The sequence below is a fragment of the Paenibacillus sp. FSL L8-0641 genome (genome assembly GCF_038006265.1).
GTDB lineage: Bacteria > Bacillota > Bacilli > Paenibacillales > Paenibacillaceae > Paenibacillus > Paenibacillus polymyxa_D.
This window is the reverse complement of the sequence record NZ_JBBOUW010000001.1, coordinates 2,693,779-2,720,535: the sequence shown is the minus strand read 5'-3', so window position 1 is coordinate 2,720,535 and position 26,757 is coordinate 2,693,779. Positions and strand designations below refer to the sequence as shown.

The 26,757-nt window shown below is 42.9% G+C and carries 25 protein-coding genes and 4 pseudogenes; 25 read left to right on the top strand and 4 right to left on the bottom strand.

Features of this window, described 5'->3' with window-relative positions; all coding sequences use genetic code 11:
* Positions 1 to 768: 768 nt before the first annotated feature.
* From MKY16_RS12055 to MKY16_RS12040, 5 genes and pseudogenes are all read left to right on the top strand, one after another.
* On the top strand, positions 769 to 969 hold the full coding sequence (locus tag MKY16_RS12055; protein ID WP_340955467.1) for a CAP domain-containing protein: 201 nt from the start codon (positions 769 to 771) through the stop codon (positions 967 to 969).
* A 413-nt stretch (positions 970 to 1,382) separates the two neighbouring features.
* A pseudogene (locus MKY16_RS26130) lies at positions 1,383 to 1,571 on the top strand (hypothetical protein); the annotation flags it as partial.
* A 153-nt stretch (positions 1,572 to 1,724) separates the two neighbouring features.
* Entirely contained in the window at positions 1,725 to 2,042 is a 318-nt protein-coding gene (locus MKY16_RS12050; RefSeq protein ID WP_340955465.1) for a hypothetical protein, read from the top strand.
* A gap of 68 nt (positions 2,043 to 2,110) precedes the next feature.
* A complete protein-coding gene (locus MKY16_RS12045; protein WP_340955463.1) occupies positions 2,111 to 2,287 on the top strand; it encodes a hypothetical protein in 177 nt (58 codons plus the stop codon).
* A gap of 129 nt (positions 2,288 to 2,416) precedes the next feature.
* The gene (locus MKY16_RS12040) at positions 2,417 to 2,653 is read left to right on the top strand and encodes a hypothetical protein (protein ID WP_340955461.1); all 237 of its coding nucleotides are present in this window, start codon (positions 2,417 to 2,419) and stop codon (positions 2,651 to 2,653) included.
* 288 nt (positions 2,654 to 2,941) lie between these two features.
* Here the strand turns inward: MKY16_RS12040 and MKY16_RS12035 are convergent, their stop codons facing one another.
* Both MKY16_RS12035 and MKY16_RS12030 read right to left on the bottom strand, forming a co-directional pair.
* Positions 2,942 to 3,940 (bottom strand): methyltransferase domain-containing protein, encoded by a 999-nt coding sequence (locus MKY16_RS12035; RefSeq protein WP_340955460.1) that lies wholly within the window; start codon positions 3,938 to 3,940, stop codon positions 2,942 to 2,944.
* Between the two features lie 42 nt (positions 3,941 to 3,982).
* Positions 3,983 to 4,120, bottom strand: coding sequence for a hypothetical protein (locus MKY16_RS12030; protein WP_250261288.1), 138 nt, complete (start codon positions 4,118 to 4,120; stop codon positions 3,983 to 3,985).
* Between the two features lie 487 nt (positions 4,121 to 4,607).
* On the opposite strand from MKY16_RS12030, the gene MKY16_RS12025 reads away from it, so the two are divergent.
* From MKY16_RS12025 to MKY16_RS12000, 6 genes and pseudogenes are all read left to right on the top strand, one after another.
* Entirely contained in the window at positions 4,608 to 5,072 is a 465-nt protein-coding gene (locus MKY16_RS12025; RefSeq protein WP_340955459.1) for an IS110 family transposase, read from the top strand.
* Positions 5,073 to 5,208: 136 nt separating this feature from the next.
* Positions 5,209 to 6,423: pseudogene (locus MKY16_RS12020) on the top strand (IS3 family transposase).
* A 942-nt stretch (positions 6,424 to 7,365) separates the two neighbouring features.
* A complete protein-coding gene (locus MKY16_RS12015) occupies positions 7,366 to 8,433 on the top strand; it encodes a glycoside hydrolase family 32 protein (RefSeq protein ID WP_340955458.1) in 1,068 nt (355 codons plus the stop codon).
* A gap of 52 nt (positions 8,434 to 8,485) precedes the next feature.
* Positions 8,486 to 8,755, top strand: coding sequence for a GH32 C-terminal domain-containing protein (locus tag MKY16_RS12010; protein WP_340955456.1), 270 nt, complete (start codon positions 8,486 to 8,488; stop codon positions 8,753 to 8,755).
* Between the two features lie 331 nt (positions 8,756 to 9,086).
* Positions 9,087 to 10,109 carry a hypothetical protein gene (locus tag MKY16_RS12005; protein ID WP_340955455.1) on the top strand — a complete coding sequence of 341 codons (1,023 nt, stop codon included), beginning with the start codon at positions 9,087 to 9,089 and terminating at the stop codon, positions 10,107 to 10,109.
* Positions 10,110 to 10,111: 2 nt separating this feature from the next.
* Entirely contained in the window at positions 10,112 to 10,378 is a 267-nt protein-coding gene (locus MKY16_RS12000) for an acyl carrier protein (RefSeq protein WP_322172237.1), read from the top strand.
* Here MKY16_RS12000 and MKY16_RS11995 read toward each other — a convergent pair.
* Entirely contained in the window at positions 10,353 to 11,198 is an 846-nt protein-coding gene (locus MKY16_RS11995; RefSeq protein ID WP_340955451.1) for a PIG-L deacetylase family protein, read from the bottom strand. The genes MKY16_RS12000 and MKY16_RS11995 overlap by 26 nt on opposite strands.
* 114 nt (positions 11,199 to 11,312) lie before the next feature.
* On the opposite strand from MKY16_RS11995, the gene MKY16_RS11990 reads away from it, so the two are divergent.
* The 11 genes and pseudogenes from MKY16_RS11990 to MKY16_RS11940 form a co-directional block, all read left to right on the top strand.
* Positions 11,313 to 11,561, top strand: a complete 249-nt coding sequence (locus MKY16_RS11990; RefSeq protein ID WP_061828348.1) for an acyl carrier protein — start codon at positions 11,313 to 11,315, stop codon at positions 11,559 to 11,561.
* A 1-nt stretch (position 11,562) separates the two neighbouring features.
* Entirely contained in the window at positions 11,563 to 12,879 is a 1,317-nt protein-coding gene (locus MKY16_RS11985; RefSeq protein WP_340955449.1) for a hypothetical protein, read from the top strand.
* Entirely contained in the window at positions 12,872 to 13,981 is a 1,110-nt protein-coding gene (locus MKY16_RS11980; protein ID WP_340955447.1) for a hypothetical protein, read from the top strand. Before MKY16_RS11985 ends, MKY16_RS11980 begins: the two co-directional genes overlap by 8 nt.
* Complete coding sequence (locus MKY16_RS11975; RefSeq protein WP_340955445.1) at positions 13,953 to 15,122, top strand: radical SAM protein; 1,170 nt, start codon at positions 13,953 to 13,955, stop codon at positions 15,120 to 15,122. Before MKY16_RS11980 ends, MKY16_RS11975 begins: the two co-directional genes overlap by 29 nt.
* A gap of 50 nt (positions 15,123 to 15,172) precedes the next feature.
* On the top strand, positions 15,173 to 16,162 hold the full coding sequence (locus MKY16_RS11970; RefSeq protein ID WP_340955444.1) for an ABC transporter ATP-binding protein: 990 nt from the start codon (positions 15,173 to 15,175) through the stop codon (positions 16,160 to 16,162).
* Entirely contained in the window at positions 16,159 to 16,968 is an 810-nt protein-coding gene (locus tag MKY16_RS11965) for an ABC transporter permease (protein WP_340955442.1), read from the top strand. Before MKY16_RS11970 ends, MKY16_RS11965 begins: the two co-directional genes overlap by 4 nt.
* A gap of 3 nt (positions 16,969 to 16,971) precedes the next feature.
* Positions 16,972 to 17,784, top strand: coding sequence for an ABC transporter permease (locus MKY16_RS11960; protein ID WP_231109362.1), 813 nt, complete (start codon positions 16,972 to 16,974; stop codon positions 17,782 to 17,784).
* A 35-nt stretch (positions 17,785 to 17,819) separates the two neighbouring features.
* Positions 17,820 to 18,770: a methyltransferase domain-containing protein gene (locus tag MKY16_RS11955; protein WP_340955440.1), complete on the top strand. Its 951-nt coding sequence runs from the start codon at positions 17,820 to 17,822 to the stop codon at positions 18,768 to 18,770.
* A complete protein-coding gene (locus MKY16_RS11950; RefSeq protein WP_340955438.1) occupies positions 18,763 to 19,734 on the top strand; it encodes a 3-oxoacyl-[acyl-carrier-protein] synthase III C-terminal domain-containing protein in 972 nt (323 codons plus the stop codon). The genes MKY16_RS11955 and MKY16_RS11950 overlap by 8 nt, the downstream gene beginning before the upstream one ends.
* On the top strand, positions 19,686 to 20,303 hold the full coding sequence (locus MKY16_RS11945; protein WP_340955436.1) for a hypothetical protein: 618 nt from the start codon (positions 19,686 to 19,688) through the stop codon (positions 20,301 to 20,303). Before MKY16_RS11950 ends, MKY16_RS11945 begins: the two co-directional genes overlap by 49 nt.
* Positions 20,304 to 20,794: 491 nt before the next feature.
* Positions 20,795 to 20,929, top strand: a pseudogene (locus tag MKY16_RS11940) (LLM class flavin-dependent oxidoreductase); the annotation flags it as partial.
* A gap of 782 nt (positions 20,930 to 21,711) precedes the next feature.
* On the opposite strand, the gene xerS reads toward MKY16_RS11940, so the two are convergent.
* A complete protein-coding gene (gene xerS, locus MKY16_RS11935; protein ID WP_340955434.1) occupies positions 21,712 to 22,782 on the bottom strand; it encodes a tyrosine recombinase XerS in 1,071 nt (356 codons plus the stop codon).
* A gap of 196 nt (positions 22,783 to 22,978) precedes the next feature.
* Here xerS and MKY16_RS26125 point away from each other — a divergent pair.
* The 3 genes and pseudogenes from MKY16_RS26125 to MKY16_RS11925 all read left to right on the top strand — a co-directional run.
* Positions 22,979 to 23,128, top strand: a pseudogene (locus MKY16_RS26125) (cupin domain-containing protein); the annotation flags it as partial.
* A gap of 312 nt (positions 23,129 to 23,440) precedes the next feature.
* Complete coding sequence (locus MKY16_RS11930) at positions 23,441 to 24,238, top strand: dihydrodipicolinate synthase family protein (protein WP_029515236.1); 798 nt, start codon at positions 23,441 to 23,443, stop codon at positions 24,236 to 24,238.
* A gap of 201 nt (positions 24,239 to 24,439) precedes the next feature.
* Positions 24,440 to 25,660 (top strand): CynX/NimT family MFS transporter, encoded by a 1,221-nt coding sequence (locus MKY16_RS11925; RefSeq protein WP_165146421.1) that lies wholly within the window; start codon positions 24,440 to 24,442, stop codon positions 25,658 to 25,660.
* The last annotated feature ends 1,097 nt before the right edge of the window (positions 25,661 to 26,757 follow it).

Here is a 26,757-nt window from a genome sequence, read left to right as displayed (position 1 = left end):
TTTGTAATGAGAAACACAAGGGAATTCGCTACTTTAAATGTGAAATCTAGTAATCCATGATTCAGATTGTTGCATCATCGCTGATTCAAGTTTTGAAATGAAAACGACACCGTTTTGGTGCCGTTTTTTCGCGGGAGGAGGCAATAGAGGCTTAATTCTAACTTAAATGTGTTGTAATAGTAGCATAAAGACGAAGAAACTTGAGATGAACATAAAAGCAAAGAGTTAAAGCAAAATACGCCTGTAATGACATAAATTCACCAACCAATAAACCCTTATAAAACAACAGAGATGTCGAGGGACAAGAACATATTCCCATTGAAGTCGCTATTTTAGCGGCTTTTTTATGTTATCGGTACAAGTTCTTGTCCCGAGCCAAGGACAAGAACTTGTACCGATTGCCGCAATGGACAAGAACATCATCCGATTGCCGATTAGGTGAATATCTAAATAATGTAGTTAAAACCTCAACAAGCAGTATATAGCCCCACTAACGCGTCCGAAGCTTTTTTTGCCGAGGCAGGAAATTCAGGGAAAATGGCGATAGCTTTACAGTCGAAAGTCGGTTAGCAAGATTCGTAAAAAGGGGAACATGAGGGGAGAAAAACAATGAAAGGAAGCAAACGCAGCAAGAACGACAGGCTGAATTGGGGGATAGGCCGGAGATCGAGGCGCAGGTGGGCAGCCTGTCTGCGCGCCGCGGTTCTGGCCCTTACGGTCATCGTACCAGTTTATCCGGCAGAACGCGCATCGGCGGCCTCGGCTACGATGGCCTCGCAAGGAGGGTTTACGCAGGATCAACTCGACGGATTGGCTTATCTGAACGAGACCCGGGCGAAGGTAGGCGTAGGCCCGTTGGAGCTGGATGCGAGATTGACGCAGGCGTCTCAGGCTCACGCGGCTTATTACAATACCACCCACTTCGAAGGATTGTCGGCCCATCGGGAGGAGCTTTTTAAACAATCCTGAAAATGAACCTTTAGGTGATTTAAGTATTTTATCCATGGAAGTTTTAGAAGGGTTCATTCATACCACTGCCTTGGGACTGAAACAGCTATTTACCGGATGGACCTATCAAAGTGAAAGTCGAGATGGATCCCTATGGAAAATCTGATACGTCTCACTATACATCATAAACAATATAATGAGGCATTGGCTAATTTTCACTGACCGGAGAACAGTTCGGATTTACTGCGCTGCCTGCAGAAGTCATTGAGGAGGCCATTTCGAACCCCGATAAGTATCCCATTGTTATTGTAAAAGAGGAGACGCCGGTTGGATTCTTTATTTTACATAAAAATTCCGAATACGCTAAAGGAAAGAGATACTCCCGTGCTATCTTAATAGGAGCTTTATCTATTACGCTGTAACATCAGGGCAAAGGCTATGCGCTGGCTTCTATGAACGCACTCACCCCGTTGCTTCAGCAGCTGGAACCAGAGATCAAGGAAGTAATGCTCGCTGTAAACGAGCAGAATGTTGCGACACAAAGGCTGTATATAAAAGCGGGTTTTTCGCGACACGGTAATTTGGAGGATTGGGACACACGGCATCCAGTTTGTTTTTCATAGAAGAATGGATTAAGGATGGGTGATATATACAGCGGAGAAATAATACAAATAAATTCTCTGATCTCGAGGTCAGACGTATGTATGCTGTCATTGCAAATGTAATAGAGGACAATCAACTGCGAACAGGAGCCAAGGTATACATTTTATATTGTCATGGAATGGCTGAAAGTCCCTTGGTATGGCATGGCCAAGGGAGGAAAAAGAATCGAGAAGGATATTTCCTACAAAACTCAGGTCACAGTGGGTACCAACATATCAGGCATCGGGTGCGCTGGTCATATAAACATCGGGCAGATGAGGATCGAAGAGCACAGACATCAGACATTGGATTTCATGTGGACCAACGTACAGGCTTTCGATCCTGCGGGTCACCTCAACAAAGAAGGCCTGACGAAGAACGAAGTCTATCACATTGCCAGCAACATCAAGTTTATTGAACAGAGAACCATGTTGGGTGAAAAGGAGAAGTGAAGTGAGGAATTCAGAAGGTAAGATATAAGGCCGAGATCGATGGGGAGTCTATCGTATTTATTATTGGCATGCGAGTAAATCGTCTGTGGGCGATAAATAAGTGGTTACCTGTTTCCAAAGCAATGGGACCGATTAGAGAACTATACATGAACAAAGAAAAGATCTGGGGTTTCTCGGGATTGGCTGGCGAGGTGAACCAGTACAACAGCAGCACGTTGATGTCCGCCCACCATCATCTGAAGTAGGAGCAGTTCATGCATATGTTATCAAGGACAAAAAGGAAGTCTATCAAGCGCTGAAGAGGTTTTGGCCAAAAGCACACCGTGCAATAAAAGACATGCGCCCTATCTGCGGAGAAGTAGGCCCCGTAAATATTGTCTAGACAAAACAGCGGTTCTCCGATATTGGAGAACCGCTGTTTAAAAATTGTAGCCGGCTGCGGATCGACCGTCGGATTATACAAAAATGAGGGCTATGATATTAATACAATGCTAAGTATCAACATAAATAAAGGAATTCCACTGTCGGATAACGCTACCGAATTTGCCATGTCAGCTGCCGTTGGGATTAGCGACAATTGTAATTTCATTTTGCAAGATAGCTCTTCTTAAGTCAGTTTCTTATCCGGTCTATAAATAAAACAGGGCGAACGAGTCTGGAACTGTAATCTTGAAAATAAATCGAGTCTTCCTTGTGTTGTCGCTTGCCAGCTCTTTAACCGTCTCCTTCTGCACCTTATGCTCCATCGTTTCTAACGCGTCACTTTCCACAAGCAGACATGGAATCGAGCCAGCGGTCATGAGGTAGCTTTCGCCGCATGACGTACAGTCGAATGAGAACTCCCTCGTCACAAGCGTTTGCTTGCACTGCGGACACGCCCAGTTAACGTCTGTTAATGGTCAAGTATTACTCACCGCTGCTCCTCCTTCAACCATGGCTAGGCTCTCCTTCGGTGCCGGAGGCATCTTCACCAAATGGACAATTTTGAATACTCTTCTACCTGCGACCATATCGGTATGATTTTGCGTGCCGGGTGCCTCCAGCCATTCCCATACTCGATCTTCCCCTTCTAAGGAGCCTTCAAGCGCATGCAGGCGGGTATCCAGAGCATCGTCTCCCGATTGTAATACATTGCCTGTAATATCCCGGATCAACGAGGTGTGAAAGCCTAGTCTTTGCCACTGCTCTTCATAGCGCGGCACGTCGGAAGCGCTCATAATATCCGCATACAAAAATGTCCCACCTGGCTTTAATACACGGTAGGTCTCCGTAAAGAACAGCTCAATATGAGGGTACAAATGCGAGGACTCGATGTTCAGCACAATGTCGCAGCTTTCCGTTTTAACAGGCAGCTGCTCCGCGTCGCCAATACAATAGTAAGCCTGCTCATATCGGTTATTCCTTTGGCAAAATTGAATATTGGACGGTGTCAGATCAATGCCGACCACGCTGCCGGTCCCATAGTTTTTGCATAGCTCGCTCACGTTGCCTCCCCGTCCACAACCGATTTCCAGAATATCCTTGCCTGAAACATCCAGGCCGCCAATAATTTCGCGAAGCAGCTGGATACTGCTGTGGTTAATACCTTGAGGGCCGCCCGGTAGTTCGTTATCGGATGCATAACCCCAGTTAATAAAGGTGGAAAATCTGGACAGTCTTTTCTCCTCAAGCGACCGGTTAATAGAGTCAAACATGCCGATGATCGCTTCCTTTTGCGCCGCGCCTTCGGCAAGCTTCTCCGCTACAGGACGGTCAATTAACATACTTGCGAGGCCCTCTTCCCAGGCGTATTCGAGGCCGCAGGTCTCGCAGATCAAACAGTTGTCCGTCTCATAAAGATCACTCTTGCATTCAGTGCATACCAGGGTAATACCGGACAAAGGCCAAGTCGTTTTCATATCTACATCTCCTCATCGTTTTAGCCGCTTGCGCTGCTATAATTATTTATCGCCTTTCTCCAAATCAAACGGACATTTACCAGAAGAAGGATCGGGACGAGCGCCGCCCCATAGCATAAGCCCTTCATCCAGCCTATTCATAAAGAAAAGTGGACCAAAATTCGTAATAATTTTCTGCATTCATAATCTTTACTCCCCATTTGTTGCTTTTTCTGATGCGCGATATTTTATCCTTACTTACCTGGCGCTAGGATGAACACTTTACCACGATCAATCCCCCCTTTTAAAATTTAGAATTAATTTCAAGAATATGAATTAAATATACAACTTTTATGCATATGTTTCCAGTTATTTTACAATAGTGATGAATAATCTCTGCCAACGTGTCGAGGGACAAGAACATTGCACCGTTTAAAGTCACTATTATATCGGCTTTTCGTATTATTAGGACAGCCAGAAAGAAATTTTCTGGTTTGCCTATTTTAATGGGTGTTTTACGATGGTGGTAGCCCGGAGAACGAGGGCGGCTTAGGGACAAAGAACCTGTACAAAATCCATCCAACGACCATGTTTGAGCTGGTTGTGGGCTATGACCTCGTATCACAAGCTAAGCTATGGGTTTGGAAACCAGGTGGGAATGCCGGTAAATCGAATTAGGGAGGTTTTTATGCAACCCGTTGTTGGAATTGATGTGGCGAAAGGATGTAGTGTTATTCAGGTCTTCAAAAAGCGTAACGAACCATATGGAAGGATGGAGACCCTCCAGCATGGTGAAGAAGGTTTCGAGCGGCTAGGGGAAGTGCCTAGCAAACTGAAAGAGGCAAGTGGTGTGGAGCCTGTCGTTGTCTTCGAGGCAACCGAACATTACCATCGAGGTTTGGCAGGATATCTGAAACGTAGCGGATGGATTCACTACATCATCAATCCTTTGCAAGCGAAACGATCCAAAGGCACACAACTTCGAAAAGTGAAAACCGATGCAGCAGATGCTTGGCATATTGCCGAGATGTATTACCGTGGGGATGTTAAAGCGCATCGCGAGTGGGAAGAGTCCTACAGTGAGCTTCAGCACTTGACCAGGCAGCATGAGTTTGTGACCGCTATGTACGTGCAGGCGAAGCTAAACAGCTAGAATTATTGAAAAATAAAAAAAAGTCCACTCCTAAGTCATGAACTGTGACCCGTAAGATGGACACTTTGAAAAAAGTACCCTCTTACGGGTCTTTTGCGTTTTAATCAGATTATAAAAGTTTGTGGGGATGTAGATTATGAAGAAAATCGGACGGGTTTTTACGGAGAAAGAGATCAAGGTACTGGAGTCGAATCCATCCGTTCTTCGCGTATCAGAGAATATCACGTATTCCCCTGCCTTTAAGATTGTGGCTGTACAGGCCAATCAAGCGGGGCATACACCCATGGAAATCTTCGTACAGACAGGATTTTACTTGGAACTGATCGGACAGGAGACGCCAAAAAGATGTCTGGAGCGTTGGTGGAAAACATATGCTTCTTCAGGTGAAGCTGGGCTGCTGGAAGAGCGTAGGGGAAGGGAAGCTCAGAAAGACCGGTTAGTCGTGAGCTATCGGCTGAGGAAAAGCTCCGTCTTGCCGAGGCTCGTATCAAGCTTTTGGAAGCCGAGAATGAACTCTTAAAAAAAGCTAGAAGCGCTCGAAAGGCACAAAGTTTGTAAGCTTGCTGAGGTAAGTACAAGCGGGTATTATCGCTGGTGTGCGGCGGAAGAACACCGCCAGCTTCGAGAGGCTGCCGATGAACGAGACTTTTTACTTCTGAAGGCGCACTTTGATGCACTTAGAGGGATGGCTGGCGCGCTGGTCATCAAAATGAGGTTAGAACGGCTTCATGGAATCGTTATGAATCATAAGAAAATTCGCCGTTTGATGCGGAAATTCAGACTCGTTGCTGTGATTCGTCAAGCGAATCCCTACCGTAAAATGGCTAAAGCGACGCAAGAGCACCGCACCTGCCCGAACCTCCTGAAGCGTCGGTTTGACCGGGGAGAGCCTAAAATGGTATTGCTCACCGACATTACTTATATGCATTATGGAAATGGCCAACGGGCTTATTTGTCCTGTGTAAAGGATGGTGCAACAAAAGAAATTTTAGCTCACTACCTGTCCTCTTCATTTGAATTGTCTCTTGTTCAACGAACACTGAAGCGGCTGTTTAATCGTTTGGAAGTACATCCGAAGGCTATCTTTCACTCTGATCAGGGATTCCATTACACACATCCTGATGTTCGTTCCATTATCGCTAAAGCTGGGTTTAAACAATCGATGTCACGAAAAGGAAACTGTTGGAATAATGCTTCGATGGAGACGTTCTTCGGGCATATGAAGGATGAATTAGAGTTCAAGGATTGCTTATCCCTACAAGAGCTGCGAGTTCGTGTCAACGAATACATCACCTATTACAATACCGAACGGTTCCAATGGACATTAAAAAAGATGACTCCTGATGATTGATGAATAGGGACCCTTTTCAAAAGGATCCACAAATGGGGTCACAGTTCATCACCAATAAAGATATGTTAATTCTATATATAGTAAATGTAACTTGACTAAATACATATGGATGGATTTGATAGATAAAAAAATCATGAGTTTTAACAATGAAAAAAATGACCTCTAAATCATTGCGGAGGGTTGGGACTGGCTATAAAAGCATTACAAAGCACAAACGCATAAAGCCAAAAGGCACCTGAAACCGTAATTTGGTTTTTGGTGCCTTTTGTATTAAGACTGTAGTGAGCCACCTCTTCGACGATATCACCTTACCGTAGACGCGATGAACTCCAAAATCAGCGAAGTGTCCACCATGATGGATCATATTGTTTAGTAGACCTCGCACGTGGTGGTAAGCGATCTAGAGATACAACCTGTGTTCTCCAGGAGAATGTCAAAGAGATAATAAAGCTTTAGAAAGCTAAAAGGAACTGCTTTTCCTATTTATTCATTTCAAAAACGAAAAATTATTCAGAGAATTAGTCAAAAAATCCAAATGTCTAAATTTTATTTGATAAATTGGATAGTTTATTGAAAATCATAACATCATTTGGGTATTCAATGGTTTACATTTTATTTACTGAATAATTAAATGCGATAAGGAGAACTCAAATAAAAACAGCCGTTTTCAGATGAAACACTATTAAAATGTGCATATGTAAACTAAAAAGTTTATTTTAATTTAAAAAATAATGCGAATGTGAAAAAAAGTTTGACATTTGTACACATGTGGTTTATTTTGTTAAATATGGGCATGTTGTTTTGAGTGCTCTTGTAGTTTTTCTTGGTTGCTTCTATAGAAAGGTGGACGTAATATGTCCCGAACGAGTTGAATCAATTCTAATATGGATCTTATTTAAACCCAAAGGAGCGTGAGCAACATTAACAAAATGCACTTATCAGATGATATTAGCAGCAGAAAAGGATCAGGAAATCTGTATTACTGGTAGACATATAGGCCCCAATTTCATTCAACATACCCCACATGATACACAGCCTGACTTCGGCAGCATGCATTGGGGGCATGCGGTAAGTGAGGATTTGGTGCATTGGGGGGAACTTCCACCAGCCATCCCGCCGGGGGAAGGCGGAGCGATCTTTTCGGGAAGTACAGTGGTTGATAAGAACAACACAAGCGGTTTCTTCAGCGAAGAAGGATCAGGATTAGTTGCAATTTATACGAATGAGGGCAACGTGGCTAAGCCCGGCAAACCACAGGTGCAGAGCATCGCTTACAGCAGGGATAAAGGTCGAACTTGGATAAAATATGAAGGTAACCCTGTTTTGTTCCCAACGAAAACGCTAGACTTTCGTGATCCGAAGGTGTTTTGGTATGAAGAATCGTCAATGTGGGTTATGGTTCTTGCCGTAAGAGACCGCGTCGACTTTTACACGTCTTCGAATCTGAAGGAATGTTCTTTTGCAAGCGATTTCGGTTCCGATATTCCGGGTATCCATCGAGGGATATTTGAATGTCCTGAGGTATTTAAAATCCAAGTTGATGAGGATCCCAATATCACTAAGTGGGTTCTGATGCTAAGTGTCGGGGATAGAAATGGTGTGAATCCAAACGATTCAGAACCACCAGCAGGCGGTTCTGGCATGATGTATTTTATAGGCAACTTTGACGGTAAGGTATTTACAAGGGATGAAACGTTGGAATCATTCGATACGATCAAATGGATAGATTACGGGTCTGACTTTTACGCGGCCGTGACATGGGATGGTATTCCGAAAGAAGACGGACGAAAGATCTGGGTCGGCTGGATGAACAACTGGCGTTATGCCTCTACCCTTCCTTCAAAGGAATGGCGTGGCCACATGTCAATCCCCCGAGAGATTCAGCTTAAGACATATCCGGAAGGAATTCGCTTAATCCAAGTACCTATAAGAGAGTTAAGTCAACTCAGAAGACCGATTATGTCTCTGCAAGACTTAACGATTAAGCCAGGTAGCAACCGTCTTATCTGATATTTCTACTGCAAAGGCCGAAATTATTGCGGAATTTGAGATCGGTACTGCCGTGGAATTCGGGTTCAAGGTGCGTTCCTCTTCTACTCAGGAGACAACCATCGGATATGATGTCTTGAATGAGGAGCTGTTTGTCGATAGGACGAAGTCAAGCGCAATTGATTTCCATCCTGATTTTGCTGCAAAGCACCAAGCCCCCATGAAGCCAGAGCATGAACGGATAACCTTGAGCATTTACGTTGATTGGTCTAGTGTCGAGGTCTTCGGCAATAAAGGAAAAACAAATCGTTTCAGACATGATTTTCCCGGACTTGGAAAGTAGAGGACTAGAACTCTATGCCCTTGGCGGAGAACTAAAGGTCGCTTCAAATCAATGATCTGGTAAGCATCTGGGAAAATGAGACGGTTTTGACTTTAGCAATGGCTTGATTCGAAGAAATGGTTACAGTCCGGTTTTGGGCACCCGGATCTGAACTTGGTGCCCCAAACTAATTAACGAAGAATCACTCCTGAAAACGAATAAGGACTACAGCGTTGCGGTGGTCCAGGAAGTTTGACTCTATCTGTGCTGTCAGTCTGTAGTTCTTAGCTAATTGACACTAAATCAAATTCTCTCCCAAGGGGGTGTCTAATTGCGATCCAAGATATTACCGATGCAGTATCCGGCAATCACCTCGTGGCAGTGGCAGGCAAATACGTTTGCCGTCCTAGCCAATTACCCGCAAGCAAAGCCGTGGATTATGACACATTTCATTCCGCTGCAGCTCACCTTAAATGAGGGAAGTTCCTACGTGGACTTCTACCGTACTCCTACCTTTGAATTTTGTCCTTGGCTGCTTCGCCAACATTTAAGTCGTCAGTTGGTCCGAAATTTCAACAAGGATATATGTACTTTTCTGATGGATTGTATAGACATGAATAATTATATTTATTTGCTTCTTGATCAAGCGCAGTTTTTGGATATTGAATCTTTCTTCTCACATGACTCATTTATTTTTGGTTATGACGAGGAGAGGGATATATTTCATATCGCCGATTTTACATTCATGGGGGGGAAATACTCATTTAACGAAATAACATTTGAGCAAATGAGACGTGCCTACGAGGGAATCGATGATGATGGAGATTGGTTGTATGCGTGGAAGGGTGGTCTCTCTCTGTTACAATTCAACGAGCGAGCAGCTTATGACTTTAATCTAAACTATGTTATTGAGCACCTTAAGGACTATTTAAATGGAGAAAATCCCGCCGACAAATACAGAGAGTTGGGTTATATAACAAATCCATGTGTATGGGGAATTCGTGTTTATGACGAGCTGATTTTGGATATAACCCGCATACGCAGTGGACAAATTGAGGAAGATAATCGCCCATTTCAAATGATCTATGATCACAAGATCTTGATGTTGGAACGAATTGACTTCATGAATCAAACTGGTGTTCTAGGGGAAAGTAAACAGCTCAAGGTTCGCTATCAGACGATTGCCGACGATGCTCTATTAGCGCGAAATTTGATTATCAAATATTCACTGACGAAAAACGAAGATAACCTCAAAAAAGTGGAAGTGTTAATTAGGCGTATTCAAGCCTGTGAGCGCGAGACTATCGAACTTATGATCTACAACTTGAGCCTTGTGTCAAACATAACTCCAATGGGCGTAGAGGAGGAGGTCTAACGTTGAGAAAACAAACCTGTTTGGAACGCATCCAAAACCTTATTCATCAAAAGATTCCGGACTACGATAAACAACGTATAAACGCTAATGCGTTACTTGAAGAGATATGGATCCAAATGAATTCTATGCAGATGATTACATTCGTCGTGGAGCTCGAAACCGAATTCGGTCTAGAGCTCCCGGACGAACTGGTAGGTAACATGGCAGGCAGTCATCTAACCCTTGGCGACTTGGCTGATCTTATTAAAAGTTACCAGGAACGCTTATAGCAAGCGGCACTTGATCATGCACACTCACAACATGCAGTCTGAAGCAATATGAGTTTGGATCAGGCTGATGCTCTGGCGAACGGCACGAATGCGCATGTTGAATCACTTGTCTAAGCATCTCCCATCGGGAGTGCCATAATAGACGGATCTGGGAGCGGTATTCCAGGATGGCCGCAGTCTTCTGTTTCAAACTGCACTTGGGAAGTGAAATGTAGACTGGATGTAGATTCCGAGCTAGGTCAATATCCCATTTTATATCTTGACCATAGTTTAAATACGGTAGATCTTCGTAGTAAATCAAACGGGCAGAGACTTCCAGATCACTAATACTTCGTACAGCCTGTTCGGCCGCAACCCGCACGATACCGTGATCCACATGTCTTCCGATTGCAAGCGGAATATAAATATGATCGTAGTCTGTAAGACAGAGTCGTGTCAAAAGCACTTTTGTTGCCTCAGAAATCACGTCCAGCTCGGTCTCGTAGTCACTACGGAACAGATCGTCCAGCTTTTCATATGAGGGGGCACCGCTGCGATCTTTACGATAGATACATTCCTGCATGTTCAGATGAATCGTGTCCACATCGAGAAGATCACATGCACTAATGTCCTCTTCTCGCCGTACCTTCATCACGTCGGAGCTTAGTCCGAACTTTTTGTGCAGGATGCGAGCAAGTAGGGATAGATCTGTGCCAGTACCAGTGAAAACAGTTGCTATGGTCACATGATAGCCAGCACGAACAAGCAAATCGATATAATCGCCGCAAGAAATAATAGCATCGTCCAGATGGGCGGAGACAAACAGACAGTGGTGATTCAAGGCTTCAAACCCTCCCTTTAACAGTGATAAGTAATATATTACTATTATACCTTTCATTTATTTTTTTTGGAATTAAATAAAAAATCGAAACTACAAGTTGAAAGGATGACGTTTATGTTTGAAACATTAAAAAATATCATTGCAACTGTGCTCGAGGATGACTCGCTTCGTGAAACTCTCACAATGGAGAGCGACCTGATTAACGACGTCGAGTTAGATTCCCTACAGATGATAACGTTTATTCTCGGAGTTGAAGATGCTTTTGGGGTGGAGATCGTTTACGAGGACCTGGACTTGGCTTGTCTGCGCTCAATCGGTGCCTTCATGGCATTCCTAAAAGGCATGAATCAAGAGGTCGGGTAGTATGTTGCTTGCCAGCACCTTTGATTCGGAAACCTATTGGCGTGAAGAAGGGAGTAGCAGGTTGCCTTTTATTCCTGATCCTTCACGGTCGCGGGTCGTAATGGCTATGGATGAATTGCTGGCTTCCTTATGTGGCCCGGAGGACACACTGTTGACCCGCTTTGAGATGGATGAGGCGCACATGGATTATTTGGCGCACATCGGCTTTCATTTTACACAGCTTAGTGCGAATGTCCCAAGCCATGTACCAAATCTATTTCGCGCTTTGTACGAAGTTTCAGAGACCGACGAGCGGCTGAAGCAGTTTAGTGAAATGACTCCCTTTTCAGTCGTACCTTACGTTCACGAGCTTCTCGACAGGTACAACTATTCCAACAAGCTGCCCACCCTTCAAGACGTTAAACGGGTAAATTCTAAGTTGTATTCCGCCGATCTTGCTAAGAGACTTCTGGGCAGCTCCTATAGCCAGCCAGTGTTCAGCGCGGATGAATTGGCTGCAGTAGGGCTAGAGCTTATGGGGTTGTCGAATGGGGTCCTGTTAAAAGACCCCTTTGGCGTAGCTGGAAAAGGCAATATGCTGTTTAAAAACCTATCATCCTTGGAACGTGTAGTAAGCTATTTGCGCAAACAAGAGCAAGCCGGTTCCTCAACGGCGTTTCTTGTCGAGCCGTTCCTTGACGTGAAATATGATTTTTCCTGCCAATTTTCAATTGATGAGAGCGGGTCGTACCAGATCGTCGGCTTGCAGCAAATCATCAATCGACAGTTTGCTTATGTGGGGTCACAAGCGATGCAGGAGGAGAACAGTCATTCGCTAATACGGAACGGTTATTTCGATGTCATTGAGAAGCTTGCTTCCTCACTATACAAGGACAGGTACTTCGGCCATGTTTGTGTTGACTCCATGATACTAAAGGACGGGACAATCGTGCCGATTGTAGAAATCAACGCCCGTCAATCGATGGGACTGGTCAGTCATCGACTGGGCGAACGGCTGGAAAATGGGAAGCACGGGACATTTACGTTTCGAACGGTAGGCAGTCGCCATCGGTTTGATTACGGGCAGTGGCTGCGACAGCTGGATGATGACGGCGTTTTATACCCTAATCATACCGGTGAGGGCATCATTCCGCTTTCCCCGGCGTGCATGTTTGCTGGCTATGGGGAATCAGATTACCCACAGACATTAAGCGAAGGCAGTTTCATCAAGGGCAGGCTTTATCTGTTTGTAATCGCGCGAGATGTGCAGGAGCAGAAAAGTTTAATCGACAAGCTAAAGGAACGTTTTGAAGTCCAGGGAGGCAAGTGGTATGGATAGTCATTTGAAGCCTTGTGTCACTATACTTGGATCCGGTAACTCACTAGGTGTGTACATGCCCGCCGTACAGCTAGGCATTTACCTGGAGCGTTCCGGCATTTCAAACGAAGTCTGTGTGCTCGAAAATGTGTATGTCGACGGCTTAAAGAACAAAGTGCCGGCTTATCGTAAAGCCTTTCATGATAATTTCGCTATCGCTCGGAAGAGTGTGGAGTTGGCTCGCGATATTTCAGATTGCCTGGATCCCACCAAGGTACAGCTGCTGCTGGAAGAATGGTCCCGTGAGCGCCGGACGTCGTTCATTGCGTTGACTGGGTTCTGGATCCCGATTTTGGAACAATATGAACGGTTTGTTGGAACTCGGCTCGAGGTCGACATGCTTCATCTCGATGCTACGCTTTCGCCATCTTATTTGGTCTATGGATCTCGAAGCGAGCGGTACAACCACATTTGGTTTTACGAACCGACCAAGAAACGTTTTGAATTACAACTTCCGATGACGGACGAAGCACCGATCCCGTTTCGCCAGCGAGAAGAGAGAATGGTGGTCCATGGTGGCGGCTGGGGGATTGGGACCTACCCGCAGGCTGTTAGAGACCTGCTTGAAGGCGGTATGGAGCTGGATGTTCTGGCTTATTTTGACGAGGATATCCAGCCTGATCCACGCATTTGCTATTATCGGAACGACCCCTCGTGGAGTCCGTGGCTGAGGAATAGACGAGGGGAGTTCGGTTTTCCTCCATTTGCTCAGATCCAACATGGAGAGACTCCCATTTACTTAGACAGCGGAACTGTTCCCCTGCTATTTGAACGAATTCGCCGTTGCACAGCCATTGTCAGTAAGCCGGGGGGCTATTCCTTGATGGAATCGTTCGCCGCTGCGACGCCTATGGTTTTTCTTGAGCCCTTTGGAAGACACGAAACCGCCAATGCTGAATATTGGATTAAGCAAGGATTTGGCGTGTCCTTTACGGATTGGAAGACGCAGGGATTCAACATCGAGATATTGGAACGTGCTCATTGTAACCTACTACATGCCCGCGAGCGTTGCAAAACTTATGGAGGTGTAAATTATGCAACCCAAAACGAGTCGAAAGTTTGATGAGCGTGTGTTTAACGATCTGAAGCGTACAATTATGAATATGTCCCGGGTCAGTCGGCTTCGAGCGACCGATAGTCGCTATGCGATGGAGATCCCGGAAGATATCGGGATCAAGCTGAACAACGGGTGCAACTTGCGTTGCAAGCATTGCTACGAGTGGAACTCGGACGGCTTTCACTGGGACATGTCCAAGGAGGAGCAAGGTAAAGAAATCGATGTCGCGTTGGTCGATAAGCTCCTTGCCTTTACCCATGAGAAGAAGTCGAAAGTCTATCTTTGGGGCGGAGAACCGCTGTACCATAGCAAGTTCGATCAGATTGCGAATCTGCTGGAACGCGATCAGCGGACGACGACGATTTGTACAAACGCGATTCTTCTGGAGGAAAAGTTAGATTCACTGCTTAAGATCGGTGAGGGACTTGTTGTACTAGCCAGTCTGGAGGGATTCGAGGCTGAGAACGACGCGATTAGGGGCAGAGGGACTTACAAAAAGGTGGTTAGTGCCATAGAGCGTCTGCTGGAGTTGCAACGGCAGGGCATTTTCAAGGGCAGAGTATCCGTCAGCTTGACGATGAATGATCTCATGATTCCCAAAATGTTTGATTTTATGAAGTTTTTCGAGGAGATGGGCGTGGATTCGGTCTACTTTGTATATCCGTGGTATATCGCACCTGAGTCTGCTCAGGAAATGGACAATTTCTTCATCAAAGAGTTTGACTGGCTTGATCCAATCCGTCAGGGTAGCTGCAGTTGGAATTCATTCACTTATCATATCTCCGGCGAGAAGGTGGGGGCACTCAAGGAGGAGGTTCTCCGCATCTCCGAGCAAACATGGGGAAGCCGGGTTCGATTTATGCCCGCATTGGAGCAAGACGAGATAGAGGATTTTGTCACTGGCGTGCAGAGAACCGGGATGAATCGGAAGGAATGCTTGGCGATCTCCACCCGAATGGACGTATTGCCGAGCGGAAACGTCACTCCGTGCAAGTTCTTTCCTGAGATGGCGGTCGGCAACATTAGTGATATGGATGTGAAGGAGGTTTGGAAGGGAGAAAATTTTGCCAAACACCGAGAGGTATTAGCTTGCGGACTGATGCCGGTCTGTTCCCGATGCGGGTTACTTTATCATTATGGCCGGTAAACGTTATCGTCCACCTTCTAGTTCGATTTAATTGTTAAGGAGGAGCGCAATTGACAGCGATCCATGTGGTGCAGTTAGCTAAAAACTTCACCTATTACACCAAAGAGGTCGGAATGCTTCATTCCATTAAAAACCTCTTTTATCGGAAAAGTTTGACGAAGGAAGCGGTGAAAAATATCTCCTTTTCGATCGAAGAGGGGGAAATGGTTGCTTTCCTTGGGCCTAATGGGGCAGGCAAAACGACGACGCTAAAGATGCTCTCTGGCATCTTACATCCAACTAGCGGCGAACTTACTGTACTGGGCTTCAAGCCTTATGAGCGAAATAAGGAATTCAAGAAGCAGTTCGCTATTGTAATGGGGCAGAAGAGCCAACTATGGGTTGACTTGCCTGCGGCGGAATCCATTTTGCTAAACAAATATATCTATCAGGTTGACGATCGGCATTACAAACAAACACTGAACGAACTCATCGAACTGTTGGACGTCAAGCACATTATGAATGTTCAGGTAAGGCGTTTATCGCTAGGTGAGCGTATGAAGATGGAGCTCCTTGCAGCGCTTATTCATAAACCGAACCTGCTTTTCCTGGATGAGCCGACGATCGGGCTCGATATTGTTACACAGAAAAAGGTGCGGGAGTTTTTGAAGTATTACAATGAACAGCATAGGACAACGATTATTTTGACAAGTCATTACATGAAGGACATCGAGGATCTGTGCAAGCGGACGATCATTATTAATGATGGCAGGCTCGTCTTCGACGGGGATCTGAAGCGAATCGACGATGTTTTGAACGACACGAAAATCATACAGTTAAAATTTAAGCAACACGTAGCGACTGGACAGCTGCAGTTGTACGGGAAGGTGCGTCAATCGGACGGATTTCATGCCACGCTGGAGATAAGTAAGGAGCGCATTAGCATGGCTTCCAGGGATTTGCTTGAACACTACCCGATTGAAGATATTACGATCGAAGATATTCCTATCGAGGAAGTCGTTGTATCCTTGTATCAGCGGGATGATCGGGTATCCGGATGAGTGCCTTTCCCAAATACGGACGCGTGTTCCAGTTAGGCGTTCAGTCTTCACTCGAATATCGATTTGACTTTCTCTTTTCCTTGATCAGTGCATTCTTTCCGATTCTGATCCAATATTATATTTGGTCAGCGGTCTATGGAAGATCGGAATCGTCGGAATTTTTCGGATATACCTACGGCCAAATGATTTTATACACGATAACGGCAGCCATCGTGACGAAAATTGTGACAACGGATATAGGTCAAAACGTGGCCACCGAGATCAAGGATGGTGGATTGAATAAATATTTGGTTCAACCGGTCAGTTTTTTCGCTCTGAAGCTATTTACTATGCTGGGGCAAAAGATTTTCTTTTTTTCAGCCATGCTATGTATCTTGCTGTTTACACTCGTTTACTTGACCGGAACTTATGGTATACGGATTCCCTTGGCACATATTCTACTCTTTATGGTGGCAATGGTCATGTCTTTGTTGTTAAACTTTCTTATCTCTTATACGCTCGCGGCTGTTGCATTTATATTGTCTGAAATCTCCTATTTTTTTGAAATGACCGGCTTATTTGTCATCATTTTAAGTGGTGGTGTTTTTCCGATTGAGGTGTTTGGTAAGACCATAAATAAGATTTTAGACTACTTGCCATTCAAGTATACGATCCATTTTCCTGCGAATGTTATTAATGGCAGATTGTCAATGGACGAGGCAGTACAAGGAATCGGGATGCAGTTCTTCTGGATGATCGCGCTGCTTGCCTTTTCACGGATCGTATGGCGCGCCGGAATGAAGAAGTATCTCGGATTGGGGGGCTGACCGGTGAGAGGATGGCTGGGAACGCTTCGCAACTACCTAATGATTTACTTTTTGTTCATTAAGAACTGCTTTATTGCTCAAATGGAATACAGGACGAACTTCATACTCGGGATTGCTGTGGAAATCGCATACTTGTTTGCCAAGCTACTTTACGTCGTAGTAGTCTATGAGACGGACTTGCATATCGGATCGATCACGCCTGATGGTATCTTGATGTTTGTCGGCACATACACGATTATGACCGGTCTTTATTCCGGGCTCTTTTTCCCTAATTTCGTCAGGGTATCCGAGTATATACGCAGCGGGACGTTGGATCTACTCATGGTTAAGCCAATTTCACTACAGTTTTTGGTTTCGCTTCGATACATCGATCTTGGGATGCCAATTCCGAATTTCATCGCGGGTGGAACGATGGTTGTGATCAGTTGGAATGCATTAAATATCCCGGTAACGGCATGGAGTTTATTCTCATTTTTGTTTTACTTGGGGACAGCGTTGATCATTACTTACTGTCTCATGTTCATCCCAGCCTTGTTATCCTTCTGGCTTGTTAATACGGGAGGGCTGGCGGGAATTTTCTATTCCATTTGGGACGCCAATAATATGCCAATGCCGATCTATTCACGTTTCATCCAACGAATCGGCGTGTATTTATTGCCTTTTCTCGTCATTACGAATTTTGCGCCTATGATGGTGATGAATCAGCTGACACCTGCTTTGGCGGTATGGGGCGCTATCGTACCAATTGTGCTCCTTGTAATCGTTCGCTTCGTTTGGAGTCGGGCAATACGTAATTATAACAGTGCAAGTGGCTAAAGGCTGACAACTTAATTGAGGGAGGGAGGAATGACATGCATATGCTTCGTTGGCCGGCAACCGGCATTGCCTTAGTATGTCCTATTTGCAAGTCAAAGCTAAACACATCGGATCAGATGTTGGTGTGCGGGGAGTGCGCGGTCAGTTACTTCTTCGGTGATGGTGGTGTTCCGTTTATGCTGGCTGATCTGCAAGGGCAGGAAAGCGGGGAAACTGCAGTCCTCAAAAAGGATATCATGAAGATGTTCACTAACTATAATCGGTCCTTGGACGAGAGTGGCTTTTCCCGTTTCTCGACATTTATCAATTGGGGGTTCGCCTCCGAGTTCAACCAGGCCCCAGCAAGTGTCAATCGAAACTCCATCCGGCTTCTGCAGGAGTGCTTGGATGGTTTATATCTCGAGGATAAGAACATTTTGGAGGTAGCCTGTGGCAGGGGGGGAGGCGTAAGAGAGCTCTGTCGAAGTTACGGTGTGAGAAGCGTTGTTGGCTTAGATCTGACCGAAGCCAATATTGCATTTTGCCAATTGACCAATCGTTTCCCAAATGCCTATTTTTGTGTTGGGGATGCTGAGAGGCTTCCTATCGGTTCGTCATGCTGTGATTTTGTCCTCAACATGGAAGCGTCTGATCTATATCCATCGATTAAGTCTTTTTATGACGAGGTCTTCCGGGTGCTGAAACCGGGCGGGACTTTCGTTTATGCGGACGATTTGCCAACCTGGAAGTTTGACGATGGTGAACGGTATTTGCTTGAACTGGGCTTCGAGCTGCTTATATCACGCGATATCACGGGGGAAGTTTTGCTTTCAAGTGATCAAGTTCTAAAGAATCGCATAGCCGCTTTTGGAACTGAAGATCAGATGGATACTGCGATTTGGAAAACAATTGGTGTGCCAGGCACGTCCTTGTACGATGAAATGAAAAGCGGGGAACGCCAGTACAAGATCATGCATTTCCGAAAGCGGGCTCATCACAATGTATGAGAACCACGTGACGATCGTCGATTATTCCGTCTATCTCCCGAAGTCCCGTATCCATGTCACGAAAGCGATTCAGCAGGTGAAGGCTGACGGCGTTGAATTTCGAATGAGCGATTCGGAATACTTGAACAAAGGCTTTGAGCTGGTGCCCATAGAAGAGGAACTTGAATTGGAACAGATGATTGCTACCGTGTGTAGGCCAATTCTGCGCCGGGCTCTGCAAATGAATGTACAGATCGCGGCTGTCATGTTTGCTAGTGTAACGAATAATGAAAACGGTGAACGGAATCTTTTTGATCGCCTAGCAGATGAATTCGCCCTTGAGACAGTCCCATTTATCCCTTTGGAGGAATATTCTTGTTCCACGATGCACTTATCGTTGAGCCTGGCGTCGAACTACTTCATGGCCCCGCGTCAGCAAGGTGCAGGAATCTTGTTCATCACTGCCGACAGAGCTATGAATTCTTATGAACGGAGCGATCCGTTCATGGTGTTCGGTGACGGCGCGAGTGCTGCTTTATATATGAAGGGGCAGCGTCAAGGACAGCAGACACTTGCTTCGGTTATGAGAGTCGACGGTCTCGTATACGATCTGTCTCCAGATCGTATTCAATTATATTACTCAACGTTTTATTTAGGGGTCAGACAGGCAGTAAGAGCAGCATTAAGCGAGTCCGGTATTCACATTGCTCAGATCGCCGTGATCTTTTGCACCAATCTGGGGCTACACGTATGGAGTATGCTGGCTCAAGTGCTGAGGGTGTCCCTGGAACGCTTCTACAATCTAACCCTCTCCAAGGACGGACATATTCATAACACCGATATCCTAAATAATATCGATCACGCTATCCGTTCAGGTTTCTTGAAAGAAGGGGACTTGTATATGACGATTTCCGTTGGCTTTGGAGGCTATTACGGTTGTGCGATTCATCGGTATTCCAAGAAGGTGAACGAGCTATGTATTTGACATTTCATCATGCTGAGGCAACTTTGGGATTAGAAAAGCCATGGGGACGGATAACCGATCTAATTGAAACGAATAGGAATTGGACCGAAGGAATTGACTTGCTCTGTTACTGTCATCAGACGGACTTTGAAACTGGTGTTAATGGCTGTGCTAAACTGAGACAAGAATTAGGGCTAAATGAGGTTATGCCCATTTCCGTCGGGCAGTCGGGTAGCCTTTCTCTATCTAATGCATTAACATTATTAGACTGGATGTTCAATAGCGTTACAAAAAATCATGCTCTTTGCGTCATTGCCGACTCATTCATTCCGGATCATATGGACAAACAAGGGAGTTGCTTGAGTATGACCGCACTGATCGGTGTATCGACTATGGCCGGTGATTATCGAGTTGAAAGCTGCCGTAAGCTTCCAGGCACCAACGTTAAAGCAGGAGCAAAAAGCGCAGTTGAACCGATCCTAAAGCTTGGACTGCACCAATCAGAGTTTACAAGCGATCTGGAGATGGAAGTCGTCACGTTCGATGCTGGAGTCTTCGGTGCAAGCCAACTGAAGTTACGACGAACATAATTTCCTCGTACCCACCATCTTACCAAGGCCATTTAGGAGAAGGATTGGTTTTTTCCATGCGCTCCATCGTGACCTCGGGATATTGCTTCTTGTCGAGGGACAAGAACATTGTGTCATTGAAGTCGCTATTTTAGCGGCTTTTTTATTTTATCGGTAAAAGTTCGTGTCCCGAGCCAAGGACAAGAACTTTTACCGATTGCCGGAATGGACAAGAACATAGTCCGATTGCCGATTAGATGTGTATCTAAACGAAAAGTGATTTAGTGAGAACCTCAATAGGCAACATAATGCAGGACAGTTTTCACATTTCTTATGGATTAAACGACTCGATAAAAGCTAAAAACGAGCGGTTAGGAATTAAGAAAGCGAAATATTGATAGTGGAACTACCTGCTGAGTTTCATATTGTTATACCTGACGGTCGAAGATTAGTCATTTTGGCCAATCACTTCAAGAGTAAAGGTAATCTGCCGACATGAACATAATACTTATTCGTCAGCAGGACCACTTAACATTGCCGGCTCTAAACAAGGTCATTCGGTCGTATTTCAGGCCGGTTCTTCTGACTCTGGAAAGAGATTAGCGGCAAAGACGGCAGATATAGTGTTTACTGGTCAAGAGAACCTGGCTACACGTTAAGCAATTAGGAGCTGTAACTACTCTTAAAAGTAATGACTGATCAAATTCGTTAAATCAGTCTAAAAATTAAATGGGGTTTTATCATCGTCACTGGATTAGCGGCTTTTATTTCAATTCAGTGTCGAGAAATGCTGAACGGCAAAATACTGGGGTTGTAACAAGTGTTATTTTAGGAGGATAGGACGACTTTTATTGTGGGATGAAGTTACAGGGAGTTGAAAGTGCTTTTTACCGATCAAGGGGTTCGGTGAATTTTAAAGTCAGATTTTGAATATTGAGAGTTAGTAAAAAAGGACCTCAGAAACTGAAAAATTTCGAGGTCCTTTACTGCGGATTTGGATTGAAAACGACGTTGACGGCAAGCATCATCTAAGAGGACTCCCAGCGGGTGACCTTTTTTTGTAAAATATTTACAAAAATGCGTAACAGGCAGGAAGCCCTTGATTGGGAGAAAGCGAATGCTATGAGTCTATGGAAAAAAGGCAATTCATCAACAACCACGTCCATGGGAAGAATAGAGGGAGATGAGCGTATTGTATCTAAAAGCATTTGATCTAGATTTACCTTATATAATTAATGATGAAAATGTTGAATCAATGAAGTGGGGCTTTTATAAAGTTTTATTTATCATGAAATAAATTAGAGATGTATAATTTATCAAATAATCTTGAAAATCGCAATGCTCGTTATGAGTGAATGCGTCGCTAGATATTTAGTCAAAATACGGGTTTTGTGAATATGTATAAGGAGAACCGCGTAGCAACGCGGGTTTATCGGTCCATATTATTCACAGCATTACGCATCTCTTCATCTGTTAAGTGTGTGTATACCATTGTTGTTTGAATGGATGAATGCCCTAATTGATTCTTTAATCTTGGGACATCGTTATTTTCAAGATGATATCGCGTTGCAAATGAATGCCTAAGCGAATGTACTGTTAGAGAGGGCTTCCCAAAGGCAGTTGCATATTTTTCAATCAGCTTTTCAATTGATCGTTGTGTCAGACGCCGGCTTTTTCCTTTACGGCCTACAGGAGCTGCAATGAATAAATAATTTTCTTGTTTATCTGGTAAATATCTTGCTTCTCTGATCTCCAGGTAACTTTCTAGATCCATTAAAGCCTGCTTGCTAAAGTAAACGTATTGTTCTTTATCACCTTTACGTATCACTCGAACTAAAGCTTTATTCATATCTAAGTCATCCATATTAATCCCTGCAACCTCAGACAATCTAAGCCCTGAACCTAATATCAGCGAAACGATCGCCGTATCACGCTCACGATTAAACTGATGAAACGTAAAAATACGCTTGTTGTCTTTATATTTTTCACCAAAATCATAAGCTACAAATTTCCTAAATAATTCGAAATCATCTTTTCTTAGGATTTTTCCTTCAATACGGTTTGCAATGGTTTCTTGGCTTTCTTTGATAGCATTCAAATCCATTTTGGCCATTACATTTCGTTGAATATATGGCTTCAAGTCACTTGTTTCAGCCTTATTCTGAAGATAATCAAACAACGATTTTAGCGAGGATAATTTGCGATTTATCGTAAGTTTCTTGTTTCCAAGTTGATAATCCAGGAATGACAAGAAATTCTCCACTTCACGTATTGTTAATAACTCCAATGTTTCTAAGTTTATTTCTTTCCGACTTGATGAAGTTAGATTCTCGGCAATAAGCCAATCGAAAAAAATAATGTAATCATGGCAATAATTAAGAAGTGTTGTTGGAGATAACTTGCGTTTTTTGCTATCTATAAACTCTGTAACATACCAAGGTAAATCGGACAATTTTTCATCAATTCGTTGCATGTAGTGACTTTTCATCAGTTTATCCATTTATGTACGAACCTCCATGGTTCCATCATATCTTATTATTATTTATTCGTCAAATTATTATTTTACGTAATTATATTAACTTTAACTCAGTATTGCCCCTTCAGCAATCTTCTTGTAACCTCGAATAAATTTATCTTTTTCATTTGTCCTTGCTTAATGATGCTTATGAAACAATCGTTTCTGTGAGCATCAGCATAATAAAGCTCATCGTCATACTAATGTAGCTCTCAATCTAGTATTTCAGGGCGAGGGTTATAGTATCGTGGATGGAGAAAAGATTGAATTGAAAAAAGGCGACCTATTCTTAGCTCCTCCTTGCTCTGCTCATGAGCATTGCAACACTTAGCAAACAGAGGATGCTATTATTTACACGTTTCAAAATGTACCGGTTCTTACTTCAATGGGCACTTGGTTTTTAGAGAAACCGGTGGGTAATACACCTCGTCACATAGTCAAACCAGATACACAAATAAAGAATAACTAGAAAAGATTAGTTAATACTTTTGACCTGAAGAATGTAACCAAACTTTAAACAACATGAACATAGAACAATTTAGTCATTCAAATATACCTTTTAAAAATTATCTGAAAGGATTTAGTATTTGACGTTATGTACAAATTAGTTCTTGTAATGTATATACACTGGAGGATATAACTGATGAAAAATTTTAATGTTGCTATTCCAACTCCCTTTCGTGATGATGAGAGCTTATATTTAGAAGGATTCAATCCTATTGTTAAACATTTAACAGATAACGGGATAGATTCACTACTTGTGTCTGCTACGACAGGCGAACAAAATTCAATGAGCATTGAAGAGCGTATCCATATTATTGATTATTTTAATCAACAAAAATTTGAAAATGTTGAACTGATGTTTGGCGTATCAGCTACAACAACAAGAAATGCAATAAAACTGGTTAAAAAGCTTGAGGAATCTGTTTTTGATTCTATTCTAATTCAGTTTCCACCTTACATTCAGCCGACACAACAACAAGCTATTTCTTATATCAATGAGCTGCTACAACATACCACCAAAAACGTTGTCCTTTATAATAATCCTTTCCGAACAGGATTTGAGCTAAGTGCTGAATCATTAAAGACTGTTATTAACCAGAAGTACTCTAACCTTGTAGGACTTAAAGAAGAGAGTGATGCCAAACGTCACCATAATACTGACTTACCAGATGATTTCATCATGTTCGCTGGTGGAGATGTAAATCTTATAGAAAAGATAATGAATGGATGTAATGGACTTTCTAGTATGGTAGGAAATGTTTACCCACAAGAAATCAAACAAATTTTTAATGACTTATTAATGAATAAACCAGTAGACCTTTGGAAGATAAAACAATTAATTAATAAAGTTACAAGTGGTCAAGCCATCATAAACATAAAAAATCACTATAATTCTTTAGGTATAAAAGTAGGGGCTTGTCGTTCTCCTATTAACTAACGGGAGAAGTCCAAAAATTCGCTTAATTTAATTAAAATGTTTAAAAGTAACCGTCAAGTAGAAAACAACATTTTATTATGTTCTCTGCTTTACGGTTACTATTGTGGAACAATATGGAAGTGTGGCAATTCAAACAATAAATGAATTGATTACCTAATTTAGAAAAGCTTTAGTATTAAATACGGAGGATCTATAGCGATCATGGGTATTTCACAAAAAACCAATCAACTAGGACAACCGAAACCGGATCTAAAGCCTAGAATAGGATTACTTATTATAGGTATCATCCTAATGGGAGCCAATCTCAGAGCCCCACTAACTTCAGTGGGTCCACTAATAAATTCTATACGTGACAGTTTAGGCATATCTAGTATACTAGCAGGGACAATAACTACAGTACCTTTACTTACTTTTGCATTCTTATCCCCTTTTGCCCCTAAGTTAGCTCAACGTTTTAGTACGGAGTTTATCCTATTTATTTCTTTAATCTTATTAACCATTGGATTCGGAATACGTTCTTTTGGTGGTGTAATAACCTTATTTATAGGAACAATCTTAATTGGTTCATGTATTGCCATTGGTAATGTATTACTCCCCAGTCTCATTAAACATAACTTTGCACAAAATGTAGGAATGATAACAGGGATTTATATAGTCTCTATGAATTTATGTGGAGCTATTGGATCCGGTATAAGTATCCCCATCTCCTCAATATCAGGGTTAGGATGGTCAGGAGGTCTCGGATGCTGGGGAATCTTATCTCTTCTTACACTTTTCTTTTGGTTACCACTAATACAAAATCAACATAAATCTATTAGATTTGTACAAACTAAAAAGAAAGTTAAATCTATAAACTTATGGCATTCTAAACTAGCATGGAATGTCACGTTATTTATGGGTTTTCAATCCTTAATCTTTTATACCATGATAACGTGGCTTCCTGAAATTCTTGAACAAAAAGGGCTGAACACTCATGAAGCTGGCTGGATGTTGTCTTTAATGCAATTTGCTATGCTTCCTACTACGTTTATTGTCTCTATTTTAGCTGGACGTTTAAAGAAGCAGCATCCATTAGTACTGGTTTCAGTCATCTTGCTTATTGGAGGGGTATTCGGTATCTTACACGGAAGCACGATCCTTATTCCAATATGGATAATTATGGTTGGAATTGGAGTGGGATTTGCCTTTAGTTTAGCTATGATGTTTTTTAGTTTACGTACTCAAGATACGAATGAGGCAGCAGAATTATCCGGTATGGCTCAATCATTAGGTTATCTTTTGTCTGCTATCGGCCCTGTCTTATTTGGATGGTTGCATGATGTGACACATAATTGGAATACTTCCTTACTGATGTTAGTTTTAACTTCTGTTATTATCTTTATCACGGGTATAGGCGCAGGAAAAAATGAATATGTAGCATAGGATACCAGTCAGTAAACAAGAATACTTGGTTTTTAACCCAGTCTCAAAAACATTTGTTTTTGGGACTTTTTTGTAATTGGTATTAATATATAAAGGGGAATGGATAGTTGAAAACAAGAGAACTTCTTACCGACTGTCGCTATTTTATTGAACTAACGTTTCCCGTGAGTTGGACAAGATTATTAGAACTGAATGCTAATCCGTTGAATTTATGAATCCCAGTTCCAAATTTGGCGAGATCATTTCTTTATTTCCTGGGATCTTTCGAATTGATCCACTTAATCATTAAGCTCCCTGGAAATGATTTAGTTTCCTCACTCAAGCTCATGGAAGCGCTGCATGCTATTGTGCCGAACGGTACGACATATTTCTTGCAAATTACAATTAATATCTATTTTACATTACTTTCTCATAACCTCTTATCTACGAATTTCGCAAATATCTTTCAAATGTAAAGTATTCGCGAAAAAATTGACTATCCTGCCCTTTAGTTTAATAAAAGGGCGTCTGTCGCCGTCGATGAAATCTTATCGGGAATGTAACAATGTTCTTGTCACCCGACAAATGATAAATTGTCAATTAGCTGGAGAAGATTATTTAAAAACACACCTAAAACAAAATGCAACTCACCTCCATCTAGAAGTAAATGAACTTTGCCAAATTATTTTCTGATCTTACTGATGAAAAATGGATATTTAGGGACCTTTTCGTATGATTTCCTATGTGAATGTGATATTTAGTATACTTATATATTCATTAAACTTGATTTTTGATGCGCATAATAAGAACGTGCATCGCTAATCCTCTGCTCTTCTGCATTACAGGTAAATAAGCTCTTCACTACAAATCCAGACGATCAAACTCCCAACCTAACTTTCCTCATCTCTTTTGTAATCTGTCGTGCTGAGTGAGCACAACAAAAAGAGATCAACGGTCGAAACACGTTGATCTCTTTTTGTCGTCTCACTCTGCTTTTCTTTTTCTACCGTTCTCGTCACTCGCAGACCGAGAAGATATAAACTCAGTATCCTCAGGGTTATGTGTCCCCCTCTGTTCTATTTCTAATGCCTACAGTTTTTTGGTGTTTGGATATCCAA

Bases quoted from the DNA above. Each gene is read 5' to 3' on its own strand.
- MKY16_RS11925 (WP_165146421.1), top strand. From the start codon at position 24,440: ATGGGTATTTCACAAAAAACCAATCAACTAGGACAACCGAAACCGGAT.
- MKY16_RS11950 (WP_340955438.1), top strand. From the start codon at position 18,763: ATGTATGAGAACCACGTGACGATCGTCGATTATTCCGTCTATCTCCCG.
- MKY16_RS11990 (WP_061828348.1), top strand. From the start codon at position 11,313: ATGTTTGAAACATTAAAAAATATCATTGCAACTGTGCTCGAGGATGAC.
- MKY16_RS12015 (WP_340955458.1), top strand. From the start codon at position 7,366: ATGATATTAGCAGCAGAAAAGGATCAGGAAATCTGTATTACTGGTAGA.
- MKY16_RS12045 (WP_340955463.1), top strand. From the start codon at position 2,111: ATGCGAGTAAATCGTCTGTGGGCGATAAATAAGTGGTTACCTGTTTCC.
- MKY16_RS11930 (WP_029515236.1), top strand. From the start codon at position 23,441: ATGAAAAATTTTAATGTTGCTATTCCAACTCCCTTTCGTGATGATGAG.
- MKY16_RS11975 (WP_340955445.1), top strand. From the start codon at position 13,953: ATGCAACCCAAAACGAGTCGAAAGTTTGATGAGCGTGTGTTTAACGAT.
- MKY16_RS12005 (WP_340955455.1), top strand. From the start codon at position 9,087: ATGCAGTATCCGGCAATCACCTCGTGGCAGTGGCAGGCAAATACGTTT.
- MKY16_RS12035 (WP_340955460.1), bottom strand. From the start codon at position 3,940: ATGAAAACGACTTGGCCTTTGTCCGGTATTACCCTGGTATGCACTGAA.
- MKY16_RS12055 (WP_340955467.1), top strand. From the start codon at position 769: ATGGCCTCGCAAGGAGGGTTTACGCAGGATCAACTCGACGGATTGGCT.
- MKY16_RS12030 (WP_250261288.1), bottom strand. From the start codon at position 4,120: ATGCAGAAAATTATTACGAATTTTGGTCCACTTTTCTTTATGAATAGG.
- MKY16_RS12050 (WP_340955465.1), top strand. From the start codon at position 1,725: ATGGAATGGCTGAAAGTCCCTTGGTATGGCATGGCCAAGGGAGGAAAA.
- xerS (WP_340955434.1), bottom strand. From the start codon at position 22,782: ATGGATAAACTGATGAAAAGTCACTACATGCAACGAATTGATGAAAAA.
- MKY16_RS12025 (WP_340955459.1), top strand. From the start codon at position 4,608: ATGCAACCCGTTGTTGGAATTGATGTGGCGAAAGGATGTAGTGTTATT.
- MKY16_RS11980 (WP_340955447.1), top strand. From the start codon at position 12,872: ATGGATAGTCATTTGAAGCCTTGTGTCACTATACTTGGATCCGGTAAC.
- MKY16_RS11955 (WP_340955440.1), top strand. From the start codon at position 17,820: ATGCATATGCTTCGTTGGCCGGCAACCGGCATTGCCTTAGTATGTCCT.
- MKY16_RS11965 (WP_340955442.1), top strand. From the start codon at position 16,159: ATGAGTGCCTTTCCCAAATACGGACGCGTGTTCCAGTTAGGCGTTCAG.
- MKY16_RS11985 (WP_340955449.1), top strand. From the start codon at position 11,563: ATGTTGCTTGCCAGCACCTTTGATTCGGAAACCTATTGGCGTGAAGAA.